The sequence below is a fragment of the Streptococcus loxodontisalivarius genome, from assembly GCF_016908645.1.
Lineage (GTDB): Bacteria > Bacillota > Bacilli > Lactobacillales > Streptococcaceae > Streptococcus > Streptococcus loxodontisalivarius.
Map to the genome: position 1 here is coordinate 1 of NZ_JAFBEH010000002.1, position 19,191 is coordinate 19,191.

Annotated in this window: 16 protein-coding genes and 1 pseudogene; all 17 read right to left on the reverse strand. The window is 40.9% G+C overall.

Annotation, left to right across the window (positions count from 1 at the left end):
- Positions 1-361: 361 nt before the first annotated feature.
- Complete coding sequence (locus JOC28_RS00755) at positions 362-1,744, reverse strand: amino acid permease (protein ID WP_205008740.1); 1,383 nt, start codon at positions 1,742-1,744, stop codon at positions 362-364.
- A 117-nt stretch (positions 1,745-1,861) separates the two neighbouring features.
- Positions 1,862-3,823 carry an ATP-dependent zinc metalloprotease FtsH gene (ftsH, locus tag JOC28_RS00760; protein ID WP_205008741.1) on the reverse strand — a complete coding sequence of 654 codons (1,962 nt, stop codon included), beginning with the start codon at positions 3,821-3,823 and terminating at the stop codon, positions 1,862-1,864.
- A gap of 20 nt (positions 3,824-3,843) precedes the next feature.
- Positions 3,844-4,386, reverse strand: coding sequence for a hypoxanthine phosphoribosyltransferase (hpt, locus tag JOC28_RS00765; protein ID WP_205008742.1), 543 nt, complete (start codon positions 4,384-4,386; stop codon positions 3,844-3,846).
- Positions 4,387-4,390: 4 nt separating this feature from the next.
- Positions 4,391-5,656 carry a tRNA lysidine(34) synthetase TilS gene (tilS, locus tag JOC28_RS00770; RefSeq protein ID WP_205008743.1) on the reverse strand — a complete coding sequence of 422 codons (1,266 nt, stop codon included), beginning with the start codon at positions 5,654-5,656 and terminating at the stop codon, positions 4,391-4,393.
- Positions 5,653-6,942 (reverse strand): serine hydrolase, encoded by a 1,290-nt coding sequence (locus tag JOC28_RS00775; protein WP_205008744.1) that lies wholly within the window; start codon positions 6,940-6,942, stop codon positions 5,653-5,655. Before JOC28_RS00775 ends, tilS begins: the two co-directional genes overlap by 4 nt.
- Before the next feature lie 12 nt (positions 6,943-6,954).
- Entirely contained in the window at positions 6,955-7,068 is a 114-nt protein-coding gene (locus JOC28_RS00780; protein ID WP_205008745.1) for an SP_0009 family protein, read from the reverse strand.
- The gene (locus JOC28_RS00785; protein ID WP_205008746.1) at positions 7,068-7,445 is read right to left on the reverse strand and encodes an FtsB family cell division protein; all 378 of its coding nucleotides are present in this window, start codon (positions 7,443-7,445) and stop codon (positions 7,068-7,070) included. The genes JOC28_RS00780 and JOC28_RS00785 overlap by 1 nt, the downstream gene beginning before the upstream one ends.
- Positions 7,426-7,704, reverse strand: coding sequence for a S4 domain-containing protein (locus JOC28_RS00790; RefSeq protein WP_205008747.1), 279 nt, complete (start codon positions 7,702-7,704; stop codon positions 7,426-7,428). The genes JOC28_RS00785 and JOC28_RS00790 overlap by 20 nt, the downstream gene beginning before the upstream one ends.
- Before the next feature lie 123 nt (positions 7,705-7,827).
- Complete coding sequence (locus JOC28_RS00795) at positions 7,828-8,379, reverse strand: helix-turn-helix domain-containing protein (protein ID WP_205008748.1); 552 nt, start codon at positions 8,377-8,379, stop codon at positions 7,828-7,830.
- Between the two features lie 243 nt (positions 8,380-8,622).
- Entirely contained in the window at positions 8,623-12,135 is a 3,513-nt protein-coding gene (gene mfd / locus JOC28_RS00800; RefSeq protein WP_205008749.1) for a transcription-repair coupling factor, read from the reverse strand.
- Positions 12,128-12,697: an aminoacyl-tRNA hydrolase gene (pth, locus tag JOC28_RS00805; RefSeq protein WP_205008750.1), complete on the reverse strand. Its 570-nt coding sequence runs from the start codon at positions 12,695-12,697 to the stop codon at positions 12,128-12,130. Before pth ends, mfd begins: the two co-directional genes overlap by 8 nt.
- 691 nt (positions 12,698-13,388) lie before the next feature.
- Positions 13,389-14,504: a redox-regulated ATPase YchF gene (ychF, locus tag JOC28_RS00810; protein WP_205008751.1), complete on the reverse strand. Its 1,116-nt coding sequence runs from the start codon at positions 14,502-14,504 to the stop codon at positions 13,389-13,391.
- Between the two features lie 98 nt (positions 14,505-14,602).
- Positions 14,603-15,072 (reverse strand): annotated as a pseudogene (locus tag JOC28_RS10865) (helix-turn-helix domain-containing protein).
- A 103-nt stretch (positions 15,073-15,175) separates the two neighbouring features.
- Positions 15,176-15,367: a DUF951 domain-containing protein gene (locus JOC28_RS00820; protein WP_205008752.1), complete on the reverse strand. Its 192-nt coding sequence runs from the start codon at positions 15,365-15,367 to the stop codon at positions 15,176-15,178.
- A 36-nt stretch (positions 15,368-15,403) separates the two neighbouring features.
- Complete coding sequence (locus tag JOC28_RS00825) at positions 15,404-16,291, reverse strand: diacylglycerol/lipid kinase family protein (protein WP_205008753.1); 888 nt, start codon at positions 16,289-16,291, stop codon at positions 15,404-15,406.
- A gap of 69 nt (positions 16,292-16,360) precedes the next feature.
- A complete protein-coding gene (gene dnaN / locus JOC28_RS00830; RefSeq protein ID WP_205008754.1) occupies positions 16,361-17,497 on the reverse strand; it encodes a DNA polymerase III subunit beta in 1,137 nt (378 codons plus the stop codon).
- A gap of 157 nt (positions 17,498-17,654) precedes the next feature.
- Positions 17,655-19,028 (reverse strand): chromosomal replication initiator protein DnaA, encoded by a 1,374-nt coding sequence (dnaA, locus tag JOC28_RS00835; protein ID WP_205008755.1) that lies wholly within the window; start codon positions 19,026-19,028, stop codon positions 17,655-17,657.
- Between the last annotated feature and the right edge of the window lie 163 nt (positions 19,029-19,191).

Genomic DNA, 19,191 nt, shown 5'->3' on the forward strand with positions numbered 1-19,191 from the left:
TTCTCGTCGTCTGACGATTTATTCTTGTAAATTGACAGGTTATAATTTCTATCATAACCCTGCACTTGGTTTCTTGTTCAGTTTTCAAAGGTCTTGTTGTCTCCTAAGAGACAACTTCTATATTCTAGCAAACTTGTTAACTCTTGTCAACTACTTTTTTAAAAAGTTTTTTCGTTCGCTTAGCTGCTCTCTCGAGACAACTTATTCAGTATATCAACTTCTTCCTTCCTTGTCAACAAGTTTTTTCGAAAAAGTTTTTTTCGCTCTAACCTCACGACCAGAGCTCAATTAGTATAGCAAATTCTTTACTAGCGTGTCAACCTGTTTTTTGAAAAAAATCCAAGGATAACCTTGGATTTTTTTATTTCGCATTTTTGTAACCGTATAGGGCGTATATAAGTATGCCTAAGCACATCGCTACTAAAAAGGCGATCCAGGTGATGCTCGTGTACTGACTCATCAAAGCAACACAGATGATAACTGCTAAAATTGGGAGAAGTGGAACTAAAGGAACTCTAAATTCTCCTGGTCCTGGCATTCCTTTGTCTTTTCTTAACTTGATAATAGCGATCGACAATAGAATAAGATAGGCTAAGGTACAGATATTTACAAATTCTGCTAGGGCGGCTAATGGAACAATTCCTGAGAAAATCATTGAAAGTATACCAACTGCTAGCGTTGCATTTTTTGGAATTTGTGTTTTTGAGGTAACTTGACTCAATGATTTTGGTAGCAATCCATCTTTACTAATACTATAGACAGTTCTAGCCAGTGCATAGGTCATTGAAATGCAGACTGTAATAAGTGTTAGAATTGCTATCAAGGAAATATAGTTTGCTGCCCAAGTCATGCCAATCTGTCTCAAGGCAAAGGCAACCGCATCAGAAACATTTAGGTTTGTGTAATTGACCATGCCTGTCAAGATAATTGTTACAACTATATAAAGCATAGTAACAATTAACAAAGATAGAGCGATTCCTCTTGGTACTGTTTTTTGTGGTTCTTTTACTTCATCAACTGCCATTGAAATTGATTCAAACCCTAAAAAGGCAAAGAACATAATGGATGCTCCTGCAAAAATCCCTGTTTTTCCTCCATAAATTTGTCCGAAGCCATATGGTGAAAAGTTTGACCAATTAGCTGGATTTAGGTGGAACAGACCTACTAGGATAAAAAGTGCTAGAGCAGAAAATTTTAAAATGACCAAACTGGAATTGAAACGTAGAGCAGTCTTAGCATTTAATAAAACAATTGCAATGACAAAGATCATGACAATGATTGGCAAGATATCGATGTAACTACCTTGACTGGGATTAAAGGTACCGCTTAATTCCTTAGGCAAAGATAAGCCATAATTTGTCAGGACACCTTTGAAGTAGCTTCCCCAGCCTGATGCTACACTAGAAATAGCAGACAGAAATTCCATGATGATCAGCCAGCCGGCTATCCATGCTGGAAATTCTCCTAATGTAGCATAGATATAGCTATAAGCTCCGCCATTCGTCGGAATACGAGAAGCAAATTCAGCATAAAATAGAGCAAAAATGCCAACAGCCAAGGCCGATATCATAATTGAAATAATCAAGGCCGGACCAGCATAGTTGGCGGCACCGATACCTGTAATAGTGAAGATACCTGTCCCGACCATGGATCCTAATCCTAAAAAGACCAAGTCTATCATTTTTAGGTGGCGTTTTAATTCTGTTTTTTCTTGTGTCGTATCTTTTGTACGAAAAATTGACACGTCTTTTCCTCCTTTTTTAAAACTGCAACTTGTCCAGTTTATCACAAGGAAATCTGTCTGTAAATCAATTAAATTAAAAAAGACACTTCAAAGTGTCTTTTTTAATATTTCAGCTTTTTAGTCTTTTTCAGCATCCATTCTATCTTTTACTTCATCGAAGGTAAGAGGGTGTACTTCCTCTGTATCTTCTGAAAGTTCATTTGGCATCATGCCTGTTTCAAAAATAGATTTGATTTGTGCTGCATCCAGTGTTTCATATTTAAGAAGGGCTTCTGCAATCAACTTATGTGTTTCACGGTTTTCAGTGATAATTTGCGCAGCTTTATCATGCGCTTCTGTCAATAGATCACGAATTTCTTGATCAATAAGTTGGGCTGTTTCTTGAGAATAGGTCTTCTCTGGTGATACTTGACCTGCCATCATAGCATGGTTTCCTTCGTATTGGACTGGACCAAGTTTGTCACTCATTCCATACTCGGTAACCATAGCACGCGCCATAGCTGTCGCTTGTTCAAAGTCATTTGAAGCACCTGATGTTTGGAGGTTGAAGATGATTTCTTCAGCAACACGACCACCCATAAGTCCTGCAAGTTGCTCTTTCATCTCATCCTTAGAAAGGAGCATTTGATCTTCTTTTGGCAAGGAAATCATATAACCACCAGCACGACCACGTGGTACGATAGTAACCTTGTGAACGTCGCGGGCACTTGATAGGATAAGTCCAACAATTGTGTGACCTGCTTCGTGGTAAGCAACGACTTGACGTTCCTTCTCAGAAACTTTCTTGTCTTTCTTAGATGGACCAGCGATAACACGATCTTCTGCTTCATCAATATCAGAAGCATCGATAAGTGATTTGTTACGACGAGCGGCTACAAGAGCAGCCTCGTTCAAGACATTTTCAAGGTCGGCACCAACAAAACCTGGTGTTTGTTGGGCAACAACTTTCAAATTGACATCATCTGCCAACGGTTTATTCTTAGCATGGACACGCAAAATAGCCTCACGTCCTTTAACGTCTGGACGACCAACAAGGACTTTACGGTCAAAACGACCTGGACGAAGAAGGGCTGGGTCAAGAACGTCTGAACGGTTAGTTGCTGCGATAACGATGATACTTTCATTACCTTCAAATCCATCCATCTCAATCAAGAGTTGGTTAAGGGTTTGTTCACGTTCATCGTTTCCGCCACCCATACCGGCACCACGACGGCGACCGACAGCATCGATTTCATCGATGAAAATAATGGCACGCTCGGCTTTTTTGGCATCCTCAAAAAGAGAACGAACACGGCTGGCACCGACACCGACAAACATCTCAACAAAGTCTGAACCTGAGATTGAGAAGAATGGGACTCCTGCTTCACCTGCAACAGCCTTGGCTAGGAGTGTCTTACCTGTACCTGGAGGGCCCTCAAGGAGAACACCTGCAGGAATACGGGCACCAAGTGCCTTGTATTTTTTAGGATTTTTCAAGAAATCAACAACTTCAACCAGTTCTTGTTTCTCTTCCTCTGCACCAGCAACATCTGAGAAACGAACTTTGACTTCGCCTTGGTTAGCTGATTTAGCACGATTTTTTCCAAAGCTCATGGCATTGCGACCACCGCCTTGGTTCATCATGATAAAGAGCGCAGCAATGATTACAAAGGGAATAAAGCTAACAAGATAAGAAATCCAAGTACCACTTGAGCTTTCTTGGATAACCTTAACATCAACATTTGCATCACTTGCAGCAGTCTGTAGAGAATCTAGTGTTGATGTTGAATCTAGAGTAACAGAAGTAAAGTACTTAACCTTTGTTGTTGAGCTTGTGAAAAAGCTGAGTGTAGAATCCGACTTAACTTCTTGTGCTTTCGTGTACTCTCCTGAAATCTCAACAATACTACCACTAGGCTGGTAGGTAATGCTCTTAACATCACCGTCTTTGATATCTTGAACGAGCTCACTGTAACTAATTTCTTGGCTTTGTTGTGTACTTCCACTAAAGTAATACTGAAGACCTGTAACAAGGGCAACAATGATTAGGATATAGAGAAAGGGATTTTTGACAAAGCCGTTATTTTTTTTATTATTCATCTATAATTAACGACCTTCTTTTACTTAGTGTAAACTTCTTCCTTGAGGACACCAACGTATGGTAGGTTACGGTAATTTTCTGCGTAATCTAGACCAAATCCAACGATAAATTCATTTGGAACATTGTAACAAACATAGTCTGCATCGATATCGACAACACGTCCTTCTGGCTTGTCAAATAGAGTAGCAATTTTAACTGAGTTTGCCTTACGGTATTTGAACATATCACGAAGGTAAAGAAGGGTACGACCTGTATCGATGATGTCTTCGACAAAGATCACGTCACGTCCTTCGATATTGGTATCAACATCTTTAAGGATTTTAACTTCACCGCTACTTGTTGTTCCACCGTGGTAGCTAGATACCACCATAAAGTCCAACTCGATATGAGTGTCAATATGCTTGATAAGCTCAGCCATAAAAGGTACTGAACCTTTCAAAACACCAACAAGAAGGGGATTTTTCCCTTCATAGTCTTTTGTCAATTGAGCACCTAGTTCTTTTGTTTTAGCAACAATGTCCTCTTCAGAATAGAGAACTTTTTTAATATCTTGTTCTAACATGCTTTCACCATTCTTCTTTTTGAATATACAGTTTAGCCCTCATTATATCATTTTTAGCACCTTTTCTCAAATAAGTTCTACCATTTGCCAGAACAAAAATGATTTCTCCATCTTGTTCAGCCACAACTGCCTTGGAACGTTCGGAAAGAGGGATTTTCTCATCTATAAAAAGACGTCTCAGTTTTTTATGACCCTCTCCCAGAGAAATCTTGTCACCAGGCTGACGATGGCGAAGCTTGATATGATTTTGGTTACTAATGACAATGGGCTCGGTCTCATTGTCCTCAAAACTAAAGTGATAACCAGCAAAATGCTGACTGCCACCATAGTCTAACATAACTGACCTTTCCTGACTATCAGTCTCAGGACTGATTTTAGAAATAGAGTAAGACTCATCCGAGATCAGCAAATAGTAGCCACTTTTGAGATGGGCTTGATAGTGACTCTTATGAAGAAGGAGATGCAAGACTTGGTCAAACTGTGCCTTAGTCAAGTGGAGGTCTGGAAAGTCTGCTAGATACTGCTCTAGTAAAACAGTCTGGACGGGTCTGGTATGACTTCTAAAGACAGGAAGGTTCTCTTTTTCAAGCTCCTTAGTTAAATCAAGCAGAGCTTCCTGCCAAGTCGAGACTTGATTAGCTAGGGAAACTAACTGATTGGACAATTGAGGATTTTCCTCTTCTAACTGAGGGAGGTAGAGCTGCCTGACACGATTTCTGAAATAGGCTTCTGAGCTATTACTGCTATCTTCAAAGTGAAAAATATCAGGTAAATCGGTCTTAGCTAGGGAGAGAAAGGGGCGGATAAGCTGACCAGACGCAAAGTCTTGGACTTCCTTGATGGCTGACAGGTGTCTCAGATGGCTTCCTCGAACAAGGCGCATGAATACTGTCTCTGCCTGATCATCTTTATGGTGAGCTGTTACCAGAGCCGTATAAGCATGCTCTGACATCAACTGAGCAAAAAAATCATATCGGAAAGCACGCGCAGCATTTTCCGAAAAATCATCATGAAAGTGTCCGACATAGACAGGAATCTCATGTTCTTTCCCCCAGCGACGAATGAAGGCTTCTTCCTCATCTGATTGAGGTCGCTGATGATGGTTGATATGAGCAATTCCAAGCTCAATGGCAAATTCTGCCTGATAGTGTTCCAAAAAGGTCAAGAGATTCATGGAATCAACACCAGTTGACACGGCAACCAGAACCTTCTGATGATTGACAAAAAATTGCTTGGATTTGAGTTTTTGATAGATACTTGAATAGGTCATTTGAGAAGGGCATAGACATCATCTGCAATGGCTGTGATGTCATCGTAACTAGCCTTGTCTGTAAAGATAGACAGGATAAAGGGAGAATCGGTGTAGACAATAGCAACGTCATGCTTGTAATCATAGGCATCACCGATTTTATGAGCAACGGTTTTATCGATATTTTTAGAAATACGACTGCCATCAAAGTCTGTTTGAGAGAGATAGCTGATAATAGTGCCATTTTGTTTGTAGATGGCTTCCATCATCAAACCTGCTGTCTCTGACGAGACCTCACGACTTTGCATGTCCCAGCTTCTTCCAATAGCTGACGCGATGGTTTCCTGATAGGTTTGATCAAATTGTCCTGTGACATAGTAGGCAAGCATATTGCTGGCTACGTTATCAGACTGTTGAGCGACATCCTTGAGTAAGGTCTCAACAGAATAGTTAGCTCCATCTGCTGTCTTGCTGATATAGCCACTTCCACTTGGATCGTAGGCACCCTCAAAGTCATTGACTTCTGGAATATACTGGTACTGGCTTGATAGGCTAATGGCTCCCTGGTCCAACATGTCTTGGGTGTAGTAGAGAATTGGGAGCTTGCTGATGCTGGCAGAATACATGACCTGGTCTTGGTTGATACCAGCCGTTTTACCAGTTTCCAGCTGCTTGACATAGATAGAGTAATTATCCTTATTGTATTTCTGAGTGAGAACTGTCTGCACAGCTTCCATACGATTGTCTGTTTCTGATAGCTGACTCTCATGAACCCAGCCGTAACCACTGTACTTGTAATAAGTGCCTGAAGTCGTTGTCGCTTTTTCTGTTGCCGTAAAATGAGTATAGGCTGGAATTTGACGGCTGGACTTAGCCACTCCAGAGATATAAGGAGAGGCATAGGTAGTTACCTCAGCACCAGTCCACATATCTTGAGAAATGCTCTCACGACTAAAAACAAGGTCATCGTAAACAATCATACGAGAGGCTTCCAAAAAACGACCATCTTCTAGTCTGAAAACAGCCACTCCCTCATTATTTAAAAAGAGCTCTGCTATTTTAAAAGGCTTATTTGGTGATAAAACTGCTATAGGCTGAGTTAGATTCCCATCGGTATACAAGAGGGTATCTGTGTAGACATTAGGGTTAGTTGGAATAGTCTCAAAAGACAGTAGTCCAGTAATACCTTGCTCTTTTAGCTTTGCTATTTCCTCAGCTGTCATAGAAAAAGGAAACTCTCCATCAGCTAGATGAAGAGGCATTAAAAAAAGAGGAAGGCTCATTAGCATGGCTAAGAATTTCTTCATCGGTCTTCCTCTCTACTGATGTTTTGGCGCTTCTTCTCGAAGCTCCTGATTGAGTTCTGCTAACTCCTCTAGTTTCTGGTCTGAATACTCAAGGAATTTCTCAACCGTTTCGATAATATTTTCCATTATTGCGGTACCAATTCAGGTAGGAGATAGATCGTCTCACCGCTAATTGAATAATAGTACTTGGCACGCGCATACTTGGCAACGTAATCACTATTTTTCAAACTATCAGCGAGAGCTTGCTTCTCAGTCACCTGATTTTGAACTGTTTTATAGTCAGCCTTAAGGCTGCTTACTTCTTTTTCTTGTTGTTTTAGATTTTGATAACCAGAGACCAAATTGTAGGTCGGCAAGATAAAGAGGAGCATGACAAAAAGCATGACCCACCCCATAAATCGGTTGCGGCGCTTAATCTCTTCTTCTTCGTAACGCTTGCGCTGGTTTTCATCTTGAATATAGTCGTTATTGAGTTGAACGACACTAGGCTTCTTCTTGGGCATCTGCTTCTATCCTTGTTTCGCTGATGATTTCATACATTTTACCAGCATCTTCCTTCTTCGTGCTGTCTTTCATTTCCAAGACACGCACTGTCAAGAGTTTATTTCCGAAGCGTACTTCCACCTCATCACCAATTTTCAAATCCGTTGATGATTTGGCGAGGACACCATTAACCTTGATGCGTCCCTTGTCAGCAACCTCTTTGGCAACTGGACGACGCTTGATGATGCGGGATACTTTTAAATATTTATCTAATCTCACGCTTAGTCACTTCCTCACATTTAGTATAACTCCCTTATTTTAGCATTTTTTTGAAAAAATAGCAGAGCAGACAATGATTTGTCAAGAGAATGTAAAAGAGAGCCTTGGAGGCTCACGTAATTATCAAAATAGAAGGGCTGAAGCAACCATTCCTAAAAAATAAATGACCCATACTGCAAGAAATAGACTTCCAAAAAACCAAAAATCACTTGATGCCGTTGGCTTCCTTTTCTTTTTAGGACTGAGAAAATTCAAGATATCTGCGTAGGTTTGTAACTCCTGATTTTTCATAATATAGAAAACCTGAAAGGCTGAATAGATAAGTGGAATGGCTAAAAAACTAATAATGGCTGAGAATTGTCCACCACTTAATAAAAACCTAGTTGGTACAGCGACGCAAAAGACAAACCAAGAAATCCCTAGGACAAGAAGCCATTTCTTAAACTGTGATTGAGTTACTTGATGTTTCATAATATCAACATCTCCTTTAATTAGATTATCTAAGGTAACATCGAAAAATGTCGCTATCAACAAAAGAGAATTGATGTCTGGATAGGTCTTTCCCCTTTCCCAGTTAGAGATTGTTTGACGAGAGACATAGAGTTTCTCTGCCAACTCTTCCTGAGAAAGTTGTTTTTCCTTTCTTAGTTCAACTAATCGATTGTGTAATTCCATTTCGACCTCCTTGATAACCTTAGCTTACTCTCCTTACCATCAGTTTACCATACAAGGGCTTTGACAGGCTAGATTTTTCACTGTCAAAAGTCTTTGACATATTGATATAAAAGGATTTTGAGGACTTTACTGTCTCCTAGAAACAAAAAGAAATAGCCAGCGATTACTGACTATTTCAGGAGATTTATGAAAAAGAAAAGTTTTAGGATGGTTATAGTATATAAAGCTATGCTTAAAGTTTTCTTAAGCTTCTAACTCTTTTTCTTTTCTTGCCTTGATTTCTACAAAAGCTTGTCCAAACTGGATGAGTTCTTCAAGGATTTCATAGTCTTTCTTGTTTCTGACATCAAAGATGACTTCCATCTTGCCTTGATTATCGCTGATGCGAGCTTTGAGGTTTGTTTTTGACAAGGCCTCAAAGTAGTCTTGCGTTAGGAAAATAGCTTGCGCAGCTTTCTCAAAACGGACTGTAACTTGATTTTCTTTACGTTCCAAGAGCTCGGCGAAAACGGCATCCATATAAGCCTTGACTAAGCCAATCTCAATCAGATAAGCAACCTGATCTGGGTATTCACCGAAGCGGTCCATGATTTCTTCTTGAAGATTTTCATAGTCTGCGCGTGATTCAATCTCACGAATACGTTTGTAGATATCAATTTTTTGACGTTCATCATCAATGTAATCGCTAGGTAGGTAGGCATCAATTTGGAGATTGATTTCTGCATTTCCTTTACGACGAGCCTGCGACTTGCCTTGTTTCTTGGCAATGGCTTCCTCTAGCAACTGAGAATACATCTCAAAACCAACGGAATCAATAAAGCCGCTCTGCGATGCTCCTAAAATATTCCCAGCCCCACGGATAGAGAGGTCCCGCATAGCAATCTTAAAGCCAGATCCAAGCTCAGTAAAGCCCTTGATGGCATCCAGACGCTTCTCTGAAATCTCCGTCAAAATCTTGTCAGGACGATACATGAGATAGGCGTAAGCGATACGATTGGAACGACCCACGCGCCCTCTGAGCTGATAGAGCGTCGACAGACCCATATGGTCAGCATTCTCGATGAAGAGGGTATTAACGTTTGAGATATCCACCCCAGTCTCAATAATAGTCGTGGCAACCAAAACATCATAGTCACCTGCGATAAAGTCCATAAGCGTATTTTCCAGAACAACCTCACTCATCTGCCCATGAACAAAGCCAATCGACGCTTCTGGCACCAGCTCCTGCAATTCAGAAACCTTCTGCTCGATGGTCTCAACCTTGTTATAAACATAGAAGACCTGTCCACCACGATCCATTTCTCGGATAATAGCTTCGCGGACCAGACCAGGATTAGTCTCCATAACATAAGTCTGAACAGGGTAGCGATTGGTCGGTGGCGTTTCGATAACAGACAAATCACGAATCCCCAGCATAGACATGTGAAGCGTCCGTGGAATCGGTGTTGCAGTCAAGGTCAAGACATCAACCTTGGTCTTGAGTTCCTTGAGGGTTTCCTTATGCTTAACACCAAAGCGCTGCTCCTCATCAATAATAATCAAGCCCAAATCTGAGAAGGAAACATCCTTAGATAAGAGTCGATGAGTACCGATGATAATGTCAACTCGACCTTTTGCCAAATCTTCCAAGGTTTCAGTCTGCTCTTTCTTACTTTGGAAACGGCTCATGACAGCTACATTAACAGCATAGTTTTCAAAACGTTCTTTGAAGTTGTTATAGTGCTGCTGGGCAAGAACAGTCGTGGGTACCAAGACAGCAACCTGCTTGCTATCATTGACCGCCTTGAAGGCAGCACGCATAGCAACCTCTGTCTTACCAAAACCCACATCACCAACCAAAAGACGATCCATAGGGCTATCAGATTCCATATCCTGCTTGATTTCCTTGACTGAGCGCAATTGATCCTCTGTCTCAGCATAAGGAAAATCGTCATCGAAAGCTCTCTGGTCATCGTCATCTGGAGAAAAGGCAAAGCCCTTGAGCTGGCTACGTTCAGCATAGAGCTTCAAGAGGTCATCTGCAATATCTTCAACTTGCTTGCTGACTTTTTGCTTAGTCTTTTGGAAACGACCATCGTTGAGCTTATTGATTTTGGGTTCTTTACCGTCAGCTGAGACATATTTTGACAGGCTTTCAATCTGTTCAACTGGCAAGGAAATCGTTGAGGCATCCTGATACTGAATGGTCAGATAGTCACGGTGAACTCCCTTGATTTCGATGGTCTCAATGCCCATAAAGCGACCAATACCATGCACATGGTGAACAACATAATCGCCCTTTTCAAGCTCATTGTAGTCCTTGAGACGCTCGGCATTGCTGACATGCTGACGACGAATCTTACGCTTGACCTTCTTATGGAAAATCTCTTTCTCTGTAATCAGAACCAATTTCTGATCAGCAAAGTAGAATCCGTTGGATAGATGACCTTGAATCAGCTGCGCTTGACCAGCTGCGATATCCTGACTGTCTGCAATCGGCAAATCCAAACCATATTCACGCAAGGTTTCCTGTAATTTTTCCAGATTGTGCTGCGAGTCAGACTGAATCAAAACTGTAGCTCGATTTTTCTGATAACGATTGATTTCATCAACAAGCAGTGGAAATTGATTGAAAAATTCCTGCATGGCATACTGGGGAAAGTTGTAGACCTTGCTGAATTTAAGATTTCCCAGCCCCTTATGGAAATTTGAAAAGAAGCTAGCAGGCTGATAATGACGCAAGTCCTGATAAACATCAGCAAAGTAAACTAAGTCAGAAACCGCCTTACCCTGATGCAGATCCTCAGTCAGATAATTAGCAACCTCCAAGTCAAAGCGAGCATTTTTATCCACCAATTTTTGGAAATCATCAAAGAAAAGTGGCGTTCCCTTGGGAACATAGTCTAGAAGACTGTAGGTTTTCTCATAGAAGTAGGACAAGAATTTACGCAAATCTTTGTGCTGATAACCATCTTCAGTAACCGATAAAAGCTCTGACAGATAAGCATGCGCAGGACTATCACCATCTGCCTTCTGCACCGCTTTTTCCAGACGCTTCTGACCACGCGCAAAGTCATCACCAGTCAAAACCAAATCTTCAGCAGGTGACAGGGAGATTTCCTCCAGATTTTCCAGCGATTTCTGCGTTTCTGCATCAAAGAGACGAATACCATCCACCTCATCACCGAAAAACTCGATACGATAGGCCTTGTCCGTCAAGCTATCGTAGATATCCAAAATATCACCACGACGGCTAAATTCCCCAGGACTCATGACCTGAGTCACCTTCTGATAGCCCATATTGGTCAGCTGGCGCCCTAGACTTTCCATGTCATAGTCCATGCCCACTTCCAGGGAAATAAGCTGCGCTCGATAGTCTTCAGGGTGAGGTAGGAGGACACGAAGGCCTACCAGATTGACCAGGAGGATACCTTCTGTTCCTTCTGTCAAGAGAAAGTTCAGAGCCTCCACACGTGAGATGGCCTTTTCCTTTGAAGCCACAATGAACTCAGCTGCCGCTATATCATCCGCAAAAAACTGATAAACCTTGTCTTCATCCACCAAATGCGCCAAATCAGCTGCTAAGCTCTCAGCCTCATTCTGCGTTGAGGTGACAATTAGGAGCTTGCCTCCATTTGCCCTGAAGGCTGACGCCATAGCGAGCGTCTTAGAAGCACCTGAAAAGCCCATAACCAGCTGGCGACCTAGAAGCCCAGCCTTATCCTGCCATTCAGATAGGTCTCTATGCCCCGCAAATAAGTCTAGAATATCAGCCATTATAGCGCCTCATGGTATCCTCAAAGTCATCCGTTTTCAGATAGTGATTGATTGCTGCTAGAACCTTGTCCAAGGTATGCCCAATCGTGATGTAATCATCCGTCTCAAATTTTCCAAGAACATGATTAACCACCGTCATCCCCTGCTTAGGACGACCAATACCAATCTTGATGCGGTCAAATTCTTGCGTTCCAATCTCAGCAATAATAGACTTAATCCCATTATGACCACCAGCAGAGCCTTTTTGACGGAAACGAATCTTACCAACTTCCATATCCAAATCATCATAGATAACAATAAGGTCTTCAACAGGAATATTGTAGTAAGCCAAAAGCGCACGAACAGCAACCCCAGACAAATTCATAAAGGTTGTCGGCTTAACCAAATAGACCTTCTCACCGTCCAAGAAACTTGAAGCGACCTCAGCCTTAAAGGTCTTATTTTCAGAGAAAGTGACCCCTAAATCCTTTGCCAATAAATCAAGAGCCATGAAACCAACATTATGTCTTGTTTCATGATATTTAGAGCCTGGATTGCCCAGACCAACAATTAGTTTTACCATATTATTCTTCTTTCGTTTTTGTTTTGATAGTTGAATCATTCCCGTTGTTGTACTTTTGGTATATTTTGTTGCTTTTCTTAGGTAGTGAGGGGCGGAAGCGACCGACTTTCGAAACGATAGAAACAAGCTTGCGCTTGTCCTATTTCCAACCTTTACTTCTACCTAAAACAGTCTATCCCCAGACTGTTTTAGCATTCCTTCTTAGCGAGTCTAAGGTCTTCTTTTTGCTTTTCGTTTTTTAGACTCAGACCTGAAACAGTCCAGTGGACTGTTTCACTCCCTCGTGCTAGAACCTTTAGTTCTAGCACTTCCACTACGGCGAAAAGCAACGTATTGGGCTTGCTTCGCTCGCCCAGTAGCTATCGCAGCTAAACATAATCTTCCGTATAATTGTTAATTTATCGTGGCGATTTTTTATTTTCTACCTCTCGAAAACTCTTGTTTTCGTTGAAATAAGCAACAACGAAAATGATTTTATCTACCTTATGTTGCAGGAACGTCAGGTAGTCCTCAGTCGCTCTTAGCACCAGGGCGGAGACTATCAGTAAGGTGTACCTGTACGTTTCTTGCACCTGTTTACCTGTTGCAAACTTTATTTCCAAAAGTCATTTATTTGAATCAAAGTAAACAACAAAGGTAATCCTATGAAACACTAAAAGGACTGAAAATTCCTTTTCAGCCTTTCATTTTCTTAAACATTAAAACGGAATTCCATGATATCGCCATCTTGAACGACATATTCTTTTCCTTCTTCACGGAGGCGACCTGCTTCTTTGACAGCTTTTTCGCTACCGTATTGAACCAAATCATCGTAAGACATGGTTACAGCACGGATAAAGCCACGCTCGAAATCTGAGTGGATGATACCTGCTGCCTGCGGAGCCTTGATACCACGTTTGAAAGTCCAAGCACGAACTTCTTTCTCACCAGCAGTAAAGTAAGTTCCAAGACCAAGCAAATGATAGGCTGCACGTGTCAATTTGTCCACACCAGACTCTGTCAAACCAAGGTCTTCCAAGAACATTTCCTTGTCCTCGTCATCGAGTTCTGAGATTTCTTCTTCAGCGCGTGCTGAGATGACAACAACTTCTGCATTTTCAGTTGCAGCAAAGTCACGGATTTGTTTCACGTAAGAGATATCATCTGGATCAGCAACCTTGTCTTCATCGACATTAGCCACATAGAGAACTGGTTTGGTTGTCAAAAGGAAAAGTCCTTTAACAACTGCTTGCTCTTCTGGTGTAAAGTCAATGGTACGAGCTGATTTCCCGTCTTCAAGAACTGGTTTGATTTTTTGAAGAACGTTGAATTCTGCAACAGAATCCTTATCTTTTTGCGTACGTGCCATCTTTTCAACACGCGCATAGCGCTTGTTAATGGAATCAAGGTCAGCCAAAATCAATTCAAGGTTGATAGTATCGATATCCGCCATAGGATCAACAAAGGCATCTTCACGGCCTTGCTCACGCATGACATTTTCATCATCAAAGGCACGCACCACGTGAACGATAGCATCCACTTCACGGATATTGGCAAGGAATTTATTTCCAAGACCTTCACCTTTTGAAGCTCCCTTAACGATACCAGCAATATCTGTAAATTCAAAAGTCGTTGGGACAGTTTTCTTAGGCGTAATGAGCTCAGTCAATTTTGTCAAACGCTCATCTGGCACTTCAACCATACCCACATTAGGGTCAATTGTTGCGAAAGGATAGTTAGCAGCTTCCGCACCTGCTTTTGTAATTGCATTAAAAAGCGTTGATTTACCAACGTTTGGCAAACCGACAATACCTGCTGTTAAAGCCATAGTTAATCGTCTCCATAAAATTTATTCAATCATGACTATTATAGCAGAAAAGACCAGAAAAAGCCTGTCAAATGACAAGGCTTTTAGAAGTTTTTGACCTACTTTTGCCAAAATGATGTCAAGGCAAAGTAATCCAAGAATCCGTAGAATACAAGCAAGAGAAAGACAGCTAGAAGGAGATTTCCAAAAATAATCCAAAACACTTTGATGATTTTCTTAATGTCAATTTCTCTTCTCTCAATAACGCGCTCTAAGGTTTTCTCAGGAGTCTTTCCCAAAACCAGCTGGTCTAGAGAAACACCTAACATCTCAGCCAGTTTAATAAGATTATCCATATCAGGTGTTGCCTCACCAGTTTCCCATTTGGCGGTAAGACAGAAATCTATGATTTCGTAGTCGCAACCCTGCAAGACTGATTAGGTGGGCAAGGAGTGTTAACGAACTTGACTTCCAATCAGTTACTGCTGGAAATAACTTGACGAGAAATATAGAGTTCCTGAGCCAGGGCATCTTGTGAAAGATTACGTTCTGTCCTAAGTTTCTTTAATTGACTTGCAAAGTTTGTCATACTAGCTACCACCTTTCATTTTCTAAGGTCATTATAGCTATCCTTTGAGTTGCAGTCTAGCACTTCTAGGCGCAACCAGTAGTTGCACAGTATCAGAAGCCCTTTACAACACTTTTTTCAGCTTTCTTTCAAAGTCGTGACGGCTCATCATAACAAGATGCTGGCAATTTCGACACTTGATTTTAATATCCGCACCCAGACGAACAACTTCCCATTCATTTGCTTTTTTGCCTGTCTCTTTAATCAGACAAGCATGCGGCTTTTTCATTTCAACTAGTGATCCAATTTCGTACATGATTTCCTCCAAATTAGTCCCATTATATCAAAAAACTCAGGGCAGATAAATCTGACGGCTCTCCCTCACCAACTCAAAGTAACGCTCTGCCACCATTTCCCCATCAACCTGCACCAGACAGCTCTCATCTACCTCCAGAACCAATCTCTCGACCTCTTCATGTCTGATAAACTGCCTTTTTCTATGCTTACGCAATAGCAGAGCTAGCAGAAAGTTGATTCTCTTTAAAATCCCTAACTTTTGCCCATAAACCATATCCAAACCCTCTTTGAAAGCTGACGCCTGGGGCCAAATCATGATCCCACCACCAAAATAGCGATTATTGGCAAGTGAAAAGAAAAAGAGCTGACTGAGGGATTTCTTCTGCCCAGCTTGATTCTCCAAATAAAGATCAGCAGTTGGTGCCAAAAAGATTCCTAAAACACCATAAAAAATATAAGCTAGACTTCCTAGCCCCCATCTCTTTAAAGTCTTTTTGAGTTTTGAATGCTCTGCACTCTGGATAACCCAGGCCGCAAAACCTGTATCCAGACTATTAAGAATAATACCTCCCTCGTAGGCATATAAGAAAAGCTCAATCGACGCTCTCTTTTGCATAGCTGCAAGTAAATCCTTAAGACCATAGTTTGGCAAAACACGCGCAAAGTCATTTCCTGAACCCAGAGGATAATAGGCAAAAGGAATGTCTCTAGCAAGACAAGATAAAACTTTGGACAGCGTTCCATCGCCACCTAAAACAAGCAGGTAATCTTCTTTAAGCCTAAACATTTTTTCGAGCTTTTGGACCTGCTTTTTCTCATCACCATTTTTCTGAGTGTAAAAGGGGACGACTTGGCTAAAAGTCCATATCCGCTCAACCTCTTTTACCACAGTTTTAGCTCTGCCATTTCCAGCATAGGGATTTGCAATAATATACAATGTCATAGTCCCATTATAACATAGTCTCTTGAGGAGATTAAGACAAGAAAAAGTTATCCACAGTGGATAACTTTTTTAGTTAGTTCGAACAGGTGTAATCAATTGGATGAAGTTTTCGCTGTCATCTCCTGGTGTCAAGGTAAATGGACGAACAGGTGATAGGAAGCGAACAACAACCGTTTCACTCTTAAGTGCTTTTAGGGCTTCGATGAGATAGGTCGGGTTAAAGCTGATTGTCAAATCTTGACCTTGAACAGCTTCAACATCCAATTCTTCATTTACCTTACCAACTTCAGGTGAATTAACATGGGCACTGACTTGACCAGCTTCAATTTCCAACTTAACCGTTCCATTTTGTGTGGCATTGGAAATCAAGAAGGCACGTTCCATAGCTGAACGTAGGGCTTGAGTATTGCAGACCACTTCTGTTTCAAAATTTGACATCAAGAGACGATCAGTGTCAGGGTAAGTTCCTTCCAACAAGCGCGTGTAGAAAGAAATGTGCTCGCTACGGAAAAGCAATTGACTTGCTGAGAAGAAAACTTCAACGGTTTCAATATCATCTGTAAAAACTGCAGAGAATTCTCTCAATGACTTACTTGGAAGAACAACGTCAAAATTATCAGTCATATTTTCCAAAGTCAATTTACGTTGGCTCATACGGTGTGAGTCAGTAGCAACTGCCTTGAACTCTTGATTATTAGTCAAAACAAGGTGAACACCTGTCAAGATTGGACGACTTTCTTGTGTTGATGCTGCAAAGGCTGTTTCAGCAATCAAGTTTTTCAAAACCTTAGTTTCCATTACCAAAGGATTGCTTGTTGCAACTTCTTGGATACGTGGGTAATGATCAACATCTTTACCTTTTAGGGTAATCTCAGATTTACCACTTCTAAGCAAAATTTGGTGCTGTTCAATTTCTTCAAAATCAACAGTAACATCTGGAAGGCTTGAAACAATATTAATAAAGAAACTTGCTTCTAAAAGAACTGATCCTGGTGATGAAATCAAAAGCCCTGCATTTTCATTAGAAAGAGAAATAAAGTTTTCAATAGAAATTTGTCCATTAGAACCTGTCAAGGTAATCCCATTGGCAGCAACATCAATTTTAATGGTTGAAAGAATAGGAATAGCATTCTTACTTGAGATAGCTCTCTTGGTTGCATTCAAGGCTTGTAAGAATAATGGTTTATTGATAGAGAATTTGATCATGTTAACTCCTTATTAGTTTATAAGTATTATATATAGTATTAGTATTAGGCTCTGTGCATTTTGTGGATAAGTCAAAAATCTGCTGAATTTATAAGCATTTTAACATGTGGATATCTTGTGGATAAACCTAGCTCATTTTCCAGCTTTATCCACAAGCCTACTTAATCTTATTTTTGATACTATCGATTTCAATGCGCAGGCTATCGTCTTGGGCAATCATATTTTTGATTTTATTATAGGCATGAAGTACAGTCGAGTGATCTCGTCCTCCAAACTCTTTACCAATTTTTGGCAGTGAGTTGTCAGTCATTTCACGAGCTAGATACATGGCCACCTGGCGAGCTAAAACGATATTTTGGGTACGTTTAGTTGCCTTGATTTCCTTGACTGTGACATCGTAAAACTTACCAACCTGAACCTGAATGTCTTCTATAGGAATAATCGTTAGCTGAGGTCCGTCTTTTTTACGGGCGCGAATGGCTTCCGCAGCAACATCAACACTAATGCTATCCAACTGTTTAAAATTTGCAACAAGATTGATATCCTTAAGAGCGCCTTCCAAGTCACGAACATTGGTATCGAACTGACCAGCCAAGTATTCGATTGTTTCAGCTGGGAAGTGGTAAGGATAATCTTGAATTTTATTCGTTAGAATGGCAACACGTGTTTCAAAATCAGGAGGGGTGATATTGACAGTCAAGCCCCACTTGAAACGCGTAACCAGACGTTCTTCCAAATCATTCAAGTGATCAGGATTGCGGTCACTGGTCAAAACGATTTGCTTATTGCGAGAGTGAAGTTCATTAAAAGTATCAAAGAACTCCTGCTGGATACCGCCACTTGTAGTCTTCTTAGGAAGAGATTGGATGTCATCAATTAGGAGAACATCTAGCGTTCTGAATTCATTTTTGAGTTCGTCCAGACTGTTGAGACGCAGATGCTTGGTGAATTCATTCATGAAATTTTCAGCTGTGATATAACGGACACGCGCTCTAGGATTGTCTGCTAGAATAGCATTTCCAACGGCATTAAGCAGGTGAGTCTTTCCGAGCCCAGGCCCTCCGTAGATGAAGAGTGGATTATAGGTAGTCCCAGGTGATTCAGCTACGGCCATAGAAGCGGCAACAGCCCAGCGATTCTCATCCCCTTGAACAAAGTTTTTAAAATTGTACTTGGCATTAATATTAGAAAGATTATCCTGAGGTAGTAGGGTTTGGCTAGCAGTAACAGGATTTGTTACGATTTCTTGAGCTGGCGCTTCTTCTACGACAGTTTCAGCCTCTTCATCAAAGACATAACGTGCAGAAATTTCGGCATCATAAATCTCAAAACCAGCAGTCAAGGTAAACTGGGTTAGATTTTCACGCCAAAAAACCTCTTTGATGTCAGAATCAAGAAGAATGATGGCTACATTATTTTCAATTCTTAGTAGTTTGGCATCAGTAACAAAAAAATCAAATGTGGTTTGACTTAGGTGGTTATGAGCTAGTTCTAAGACTCGATTCCAAAAAATGGTCTCCTTTTCAGTCATCTTTTCTCCTTTGCATGATTTTCTAGTATAGCAATTTTAACATAAAACAAAAAAGTTTTCCACAAGTTTTTGAAAAAGTATCCACACTGTTAAGAAAAGTTTTCCACAAGTTGTGGAAAAAATAAAAACCCTGTTAACAACAAGGTTTTCTCTGTTTTTAGGA